The sequence below is a fragment of the Mesorhizobium sp. M7A.F.Ca.ET.027.02.1.1 genome (assembly GCF_004022985.1).
Classification (GTDB): Bacteria; Pseudomonadota; Alphaproteobacteria; order Rhizobiales; family Rhizobiaceae; genus Mesorhizobium.
This window is the reverse complement of the sequence record NZ_RZOL01000356.1, coordinates 1-6,364: the sequence shown is the minus strand read 5'-3', so window position 1 is coordinate 6,364 and position 6,364 is coordinate 1. Positions and strand designations below refer to the sequence as shown.

The 6,364-nt window shown below is 62.6% G+C and carries 7 protein-coding genes and 1 pseudogene; 2 read left to right on the top strand and 6 right to left on the bottom strand.

What is annotated here, in order from left to right; genetic code table 11:
- A pseudogene (locus EN749_RS28015) lies at positions 1-330 on the top strand (TetR/AcrR family transcriptional regulator); the annotation flags it as partial.
- Here the strand turns inward: EN749_RS28015 and EN749_RS28010 are convergent.
- Positions 327-935, bottom strand: a complete 609-nt coding sequence (locus tag EN749_RS28010; RefSeq protein ID WP_127810565.1) for a flavin reductase family protein — start codon at positions 933-935, stop codon at positions 327-329. The pseudogene EN749_RS28015 and the gene EN749_RS28010 overlap by 4 nt on opposite strands.
- Positions 936-1,520 carry a nitroreductase gene (locus EN749_RS28005; protein WP_128289477.1) on the bottom strand — a complete coding sequence of 195 codons (585 nt, stop codon included), beginning with the start codon at positions 1,518-1,520 and terminating at the stop codon, positions 936-938. It abuts the gene before it with no gap.
- Positions 1,521-1,672: 152 nt separating this feature from the next.
- Between EN749_RS28005 and EN749_RS28000 the strand changes: the two genes are divergently transcribed.
- A complete protein-coding gene (locus EN749_RS28000; protein ID WP_127270173.1) occupies positions 1,673-2,635 on the top strand; it encodes a hypothetical protein in 963 nt (320 codons plus the stop codon).
- Positions 2,636-2,663: 28 nt separating this feature from the next.
- On the opposite strand, the gene EN749_RS27995 is transcribed toward EN749_RS28000, so the two are convergent.
- The 4 genes from EN749_RS27995 to thrS form a co-directional block, all read right to left on the bottom strand.
- Positions 2,664-2,978, bottom strand: a complete 315-nt coding sequence (locus EN749_RS27995; RefSeq protein WP_127396403.1) for a type II toxin-antitoxin system RelE/ParE family toxin — start codon at positions 2,976-2,978, stop codon at positions 2,664-2,666.
- Complete coding sequence (locus tag EN749_RS27990; protein ID WP_128289478.1) at positions 2,968-3,243, bottom strand: type II toxin-antitoxin system ParD family antitoxin; 276 nt, start codon at positions 3,241-3,243, stop codon at positions 2,968-2,970. Before EN749_RS27990 ends, EN749_RS27995 begins: the two co-directional genes overlap by 11 nt.
- Positions 3,244-3,350: 107 nt before the next feature.
- Positions 3,351-4,289, bottom strand: coding sequence for a GNAT family N-acetyltransferase (locus EN749_RS27985; protein WP_128364377.1), 939 nt, complete (start codon positions 4,287-4,289; stop codon positions 3,351-3,353).
- An 83-nt stretch (positions 4,290-4,372) separates the two neighbouring features.
- Positions 4,373-6,349, bottom strand: coding sequence for a threonine--tRNA ligase (gene thrS / locus EN749_RS27980; protein WP_128289479.1), 1,977 nt, complete (start codon positions 6,347-6,349; stop codon positions 4,373-4,375).
- Between the last annotated feature and the right edge of the window lie 15 nt (positions 6,350-6,364).

Sequence of the window (6,364 nt, the reverse complement as noted above, 5' to 3'; positions counted from 1 at the left end):
CCTCTGCTGGTCAAGATCATCAGGCAAGGGATCGAAGACGGCACTTTCAGGACCTTCGATCCGGAAGGTGTTGCCGACATCGTCATGCAGTTCGGCATGGCCACGCATGACGTCGTTGCCAAGGCAATTGCCGGCGGCAGCGACGCCGACATGGAGATCGCGATCGAGGCCCTGGAGAAACGCGTCAGGCTCTACGAGATCGCTCTCGACCGCATACTGGGCCTGCCCGATGGAAGCATCCGGATCGGCGAGCCCGGCTATGTGCGCACCGTCATGACGGCCAGGCGGCGAAAGAGTGCCGGCAAGGCGCTGGCCAAGCCTGATATCTAGTCCTTGTCCCAGCGCGGCCGGCGCATCGAAAACACCTCGTCGACGCTGGCATAATCCATATAGCCGAGACGGGCGACATTGCCGGCCTTGGTGATGTCGAACAGGCCGTCTGTCAGGAAGGCGTCGTCGATGTGCACGCCGACCACTTCACCGGCAACAATCACAGCGCGTGTCGGCGATCCGTCCAGCGCCTTTGGCCGAAAGACTTCCGTCACCCGGCATTCGAGCGCGGCCGGCGCTGCCGCCACGCGCGGCGGCGCCACCAGCCGAGACGGCGCCATGGCAAGATCGGCATAGACGAACTCGTTGACGCCGCGCGGTGCGTTGACCGATGTGCGGTTCATCTTCTCCGCGAGATCGCGGCCGACGAGATTGGCGACGAACTCGCCGGTTTCCTGGGCGAAGGAGGCGCTGTCCTTCTCGCCTTCGGAGGAGAACCAGACGATGAAAGGCCGCGTAGAAACGGCATTGAAGAAGGAGTATGGCGCGAGATTGACCTCGCCTGCCCTGTTCAGTGTCGAAATCCAGCCGATCGGACGCGGCGCCACGATCGCCTTCGAAGGGTCATGCGGCAGGCCGTGGCCCTTTGAGGGTTCGTAGAACATTCAGCCCGCCCACGGCCCCGAATAGTCACTGTACAGCTTTGCCGGATCGGGCCGGGGCCGCTCCGGTGCCGGGCCGGCATAGGAGCCGATATGGATGAAGCCGATGACCCGCTCCTGCGGCGCCAGCCCCAGCAGCGCCCTGCCCTCCGGCACATCCGAATACCAGTTGCTGATCATGTTGGTGCCATAGCCCAGCGCATTCGCTGCTATCATCAGGTTCATCGCCGCCATGCCGCCCGACAGGAACATTTCCCATTGCGGGATTTTTGGATTCTCCCTGGGAATCGACACAACGCCGATCACCAGTGGCGCGCGCGAGAATCGCGCCAGTTCCTGGTTGCGGCGGCCTTCGGACAAGGGACCTTCCCGCTGCTCTGCAAGCGCTGCCAGTTGCCTGCCGATCTCGACGCGGGCGTCGCCACGGTAGAGGATGAAGCGCCAGGGCTCCAACCGGCCATGGTCGGGCACCCGGGAGGCAGCGGCGATCATCGTGGCGATCTCCGCATCGCTCGGCGCCGGCTCCTTCAAATCGGGGATCGGTGCGGAGTTTCGGGTGAGCAGGAAGTCGATGATCGGCGACGCCATGGGCGCAAGTCTCCTGGACATTCTGTTTTGAGCTGAAGCGCACCATCGGGGATTCGGGCGGCTCGGGCATTGGCGCGGGATACGCCGGAGGGAAGAGTCGTTTCAACTCTTAAGCCTTGAAATTGCCACCGCCATGGGCTTCAACGCAAGGCATGTTTGAGGGGACTGTCCGTCTTTTCCTGGTCTGGCTCGGCGCGCTGATATTCATGGCGCCGGTTTCGCTTGCCGTGGCGCAGAACGTCGACGGTGTCACCGACCTGAAGCTTCCGGGAATTTCGAGCTACGCGACGCCGAAAGGCGAGACGTCGCTGGCGCTGAGCGGCGGCGGCGCCATCACATTGTCCGCCCAACTGACCGACAAGGGTTCCGACATCACGCGCGGCATCGTCTGGCGGGTTTTCAAGCCCGAAGCCGTCAACGGCAAATTGCCGATGGTTGCCTCCTCCCATGGCGGCACCGCCGTCTTCCAGCTCGAACCCGGCAGCTATCTGGTTCACGCCTCCTACGGCCGGGCCGGCGCCACCAAGCGCATCACTGTCGGCAAGGACGCCAAGCGCGAAAGTCTCGTGCTCGACGCCGGCGGCCTCAAGCTCGACGCAGTGCTGTCCGGCGGCGTGCGCATTCCACCAAAGAAGCTGCGATTTTCGATCTACGAAGGCACCGCCGAGGCCAATGGCGACCGCGCGCTGATCATTCCCGATGTCGAGCCCAACAGCGTCGTGCGGCTCAACGCCGGCATCTACCATGTCGTCTCGACCTATGGCGCGGTCAACGCGGTCATCCGCTCCGACATCCGTGTCGAGGCCGGCAAGCTGACCGAAGCCACCGTCGAGCACCACGCCGCCGAGATCACCATGAAGCTGGTGCGCGAAACCGGTGGCGAGGCGATCGCCGATACGTCCTGGTCGCTGCTCAATGAATCGGGCGATCCGATCAAGGAAACCGTCGGCGCCTTCGCCTCGATGGTGCTGGCCGAGGGCGACTACACCATCATCGCCAAGAACCGCGACCGCATCTATCAGAAGGATTTTACGGTCGTGGCCGGGCAGAACCAGGAGATCGAGGTTCTGGCCACCGAGGCCGCGGCGATGGATCCCGAAGAAGGCGCGGACTAGATTGTAGTTCGCACTTCCTACCGGGGAATCAGGTGTCTGCGTCATCCTCTGAACCGGCCGGATAATCCTGTCCGCCGTAGAGCACGCGCAGGATGACCACGGTGCCACCGTCGACCCGGAAAACGATCGACACGCGGCGTTCAAAACCGACGATGCGGACGCCGGGGCCAACGGTGTCGCGCACGGTCCCGCGTTCCGGGAAGGTGGACAGCGCCATGCACGCGGCCTCTATGCGGTCGACATAGTCGCCGGCACGCCGATTCCCGCTGTCGTTTTCGATGTAGTTGTAGATGGCGAAGAGGTCGGCTTGAGCCGCCGGCCTGAAGACGACCTTATGTGTCACGCTTGGAGGTCTTCATGCGGTCCGCATGATGGGCGCGCAGCTCTTTGAAGACCTCTTCTGCCGGGATGTCTGGACGCGGGTCGTCAAGAGCTTCCTGGACCTTGGCGCGCATGATCGCGGCGATGGTCTGCTCCTCACGGTCGAGGGCACGCAGCGCGGCGCGCATGACCTCGCTGGCGGAGTCGTAGGCGCCCGACGCCAGACGTGCGTCGAGGCCGCTCTGCTGGCGGCCAAGGGTCACGGTGATCGGTTTGCTGGTTCTCATGGCAAGTCCTTCCTTGCCTTTCTATAGCACGCGACGTTACAGTGTCATACTATTTCTGCAATGGACGGCCGAGACCGGCCCCCTTTTGAGCTGGACGTTTGGCTGCCTCAAGCCGCCATCTTGGTCCGCGCCGGCAGGAACGGGATCCGGCGGCGTGGCAAAGCTGGCGCCAGGTCGAACACGCCTCGATAGAGGCGGTCGAGCAATGCCTTGCGGTCGCGCAACGGCTCCAGCTCGCTCCAGCTCAGCACATCCCCGACGCGCACCTCGATCGCCTTGCCGGACAGCCGCGCGAATTCGTGAATGAGCAGCGACGTGCGCAATGTCAGAGAGGCCCTGCCGACGAATTTCGCCAGGCGACGGTCGCGCTCGGCCATGTTCATCGGGCCGCTGACGAGATGGAACAGCCTGCCGTTCTGTCCGGAAAAATGCATCGGGATGACCGACGCCCTGGCGTCCTGGACGAGACGGGCTGGAAACATCTTCCACGGCAAGTCGCGTGCCCGGCCAAAGCCCTTCGGCGCGGTGGCGACACCGCCGGCCGGAAACACCACGATGGTGACGCCTTCCTTCAACAGCCGCACCGCCTCATGGCGCACGGCCATGTTGTTCTTCAGCGCGTCCTTGGTCTCGGAAAAGTCGATTGGCAGCGAGTAAGACTCCATTTCGCGGATCTTGAGCAGATCCTTGTGGATCATCACCCGGAACGGGCGTCCGAGCTGCTCGACCAATGACAGCACGGCAATGCCGTCACCAATGCCGAACGGATGATTGGCGACGATCACCAGCGGCGTATCCGGCAATTGCGCCGGCGGCCATTGATCCGATGTCCGCACGCGGACGTCGATCAGTTCGAGCATACGGCTGAACACGCGTTCGCCGGTCGGCACGACCTGGCTGCGCCAGAAATCATAAAGTGCTGTGTAGCGGTCGCGGCCTGACAGGCCTTCGACCGAATGAATGAACCAGCGTGTCAGCGCCGGCTGGCGCGGATTGGCATAGGAAAGCTCGGGAAAGGGTCGTTCGCGCAATTTCAACTTGAGCATAGGGGCTGGTTACAAGGTCGGCGTGACAGGGATATGAAAATGGCGGTGGATCGCTCCACCGCCATTAGTCGAAACTATGCCAATCAAGCCGCGCGTTTGCGCCGGCGGTCGGGTGTAACAGCTTCTTCGGCCAATTGCGCGATCGCCTGGTCAAGGCCAAGCGATTCCTGGTCGCGCGAGCCCAACCGGCGCATGTTGACGGTCTGCTCTTCGGCCTCGCGCTTGCCGCAGACGAGGATGACCGGAACCTTGGCCAGCGAGTGCTCGCGGACCTTGTAGTTGATCTTCTCGTTACGCAGATCCGCTTCCGCCAAAAGCCCGGCGGCCTTCAGCTTTGCCACCACCTCGGTCGCATAGCCATCGGCATCCGACGTGATCGTCGCCACCACCACCTGCAGCGGCGCGAACCACAGCGGGAAATGGCCGGAATAGTTCTCGATCAGGATGCCGAGGAAGCGCTCCATCGAGCCGCAGATGGCGCGGTGCACCATCACAGGCTGCTTCTTCTCGGAATCGGAGCCGATATAGAAGGCGCCGAACCGTTCCGGCAGGTTGAAGTCGACCTGCGTCGTGCCGCACTGCCATTCGCGGCCAATGGCATCCTTGAGCACGTATTCGAATTTCGGTCCGTAGAAGGCGCCCTCGCCCGGATTGATGGAGGTTTTGATGCGATTGCCGGACCGTGTCCTGATCGTCTCCAGCACGCTCCCCATGATCGCCTCGGCATGATCCCAGGCTTCGTCGGTGCCGACGCGTTTGTCGGGCCGCGTCGAAAGCTTGACGCTGATTTCGTCAAAACCGAAATCAGCATAGGTCGACAGGATCAGGTCGTTGATGCGCAGGCACTCCGCAGCCAGCTGCTCCTCGGTGCAGAAGATGTGCGCATCATCTTGCGTGAAGCCGCGCACACGCATCAGCCCGTGCAGCGCGCCCGACGGCTCGTAGCGATGCACATTGCCGAATTCCGCAAGTTTGACAGGCAGATCGCGATAAGACTTCAACCCATGCTTGAAAATCTGCACATGGCCCGGACAGTTCATCGGCTTCAACGCGAAGACCCGGTCGTCATCGGTGTCGTCGCCGGCGACCGTCACCTTGAACATGGCGTCGCGATACCAGCCCCAATGGCCTGACGTCTCCCACAGGCTCTTGTCGAGCACCTGCGGCGCGTTGACCTCCTGATAGCCCTGCTCGTCGAGGCGGCGGCGCATGTAGTTGACCAGGTTCTGGAACATCTTCCAGCCCTTGGCATGCCAGAAGACGACGCCCGGTCCCTCTTCCTGGAAATGGAACAGGTCCATCTCGCGGCCGATCTTCCTATGGTCGCGCTTCTCGGCCTCCTCCAGCATCATCTGGTAGGCTTCGAGCTGCGCCTGATCAGCCCAGGCCGTGCCGTAGATGCGGGTCAGCATCGGGTTGTTCGAATCACCGCGCCAATAGGCGCCGGCCACCTTCATCAGTTTGAAGGCATTGCCGATCTGCCCGGTCGAGGCCATGTGCGGGCCACGGCAGAGGTCGAACCAGTCGCCCTGCGCGTAGATCTTGAGATCCTGATCCTCGGGAATGGCATCGATCAGCTCCAGCTTGTAGCGCTCGCCCTTGTCGGCAAACACTTTTTTCGCCTTGTCGCGCGACCAGACTTGCTTGGTGAACGGCTTGTTGCGCGCGATGATCTCGCGCATCTTCTTCTCGATCACCGGAAAATCGTCAGGCGTGAACGGCTCGTTACGGGCGAAATCGTAGTAGAAGCCGTTCTCGATCACCGGCCCGATGGTCACCTGCGTTCCCGGCCATATCTCCTGCACGGCTTCCGCCAGCACATGGGCCGCGTCGTGGCGGATCAGCTCCAGCGCGCGCGCGTCGTCGCGGGTGACGATCTCGACCTTGCCGGACTTGCCGAGCGGATCGCTGAGATCGCGAACCGTGCCGTCGATCGCATAGGCGACCGCCTTCTTGGCCAGCGATTTCGAGATCGATTCGGCGAGGCCGGCACCGGTCATCGCCGCGTCATATTCGCGGACGGAGCCATCGGGAAATGTCAGAGAAACGGAATTCAGCATGTATATCTCCTATCC

What these genes read in the sequence shown, in the direction of transcription:
- EN749_RS27990 (WP_128289478.1), bottom strand. Translation starts at nt 3,243, where the DNA reads ATGAGAACCAGCAAACCGATCACCGTGACCCTTGGCCGCCAGCAGAGC.
- EN749_RS28000 (WP_127270173.1), top strand. Translation starts at nt 1,673, where the DNA reads ATGTTTGAGGGGACTGTCCGTCTTTTCCTGGTCTGGCTCGGCGCGCTG.
- EN749_RS27985 (WP_128364377.1), bottom strand. Translation starts at nt 4,289, where the DNA reads ATGCTCAAGTTGAAATTGCGCGAACGACCCTTTCCCGAGCTTTCCTAT.
- EN749_RS28010 (WP_127810565.1), bottom strand. Translation starts at nt 935, where the DNA reads ATGTTCTACGAACCCTCAAAGGGCCACGGCCTGCCGCATGACCCTTCG.
- thrS (WP_128289479.1), bottom strand. Translation starts at nt 6,349, where the DNA reads ATGCTGAATTCCGTTTCTCTGACATTTCCCGATGGCTCCGTCCGCGAA.
- EN749_RS28005 (WP_128289477.1), bottom strand. Translation starts at nt 1,520, where the DNA reads ATGGCGTCGCCGATCATCGACTTCCTGCTCACCCGAAACTCCGCACCG.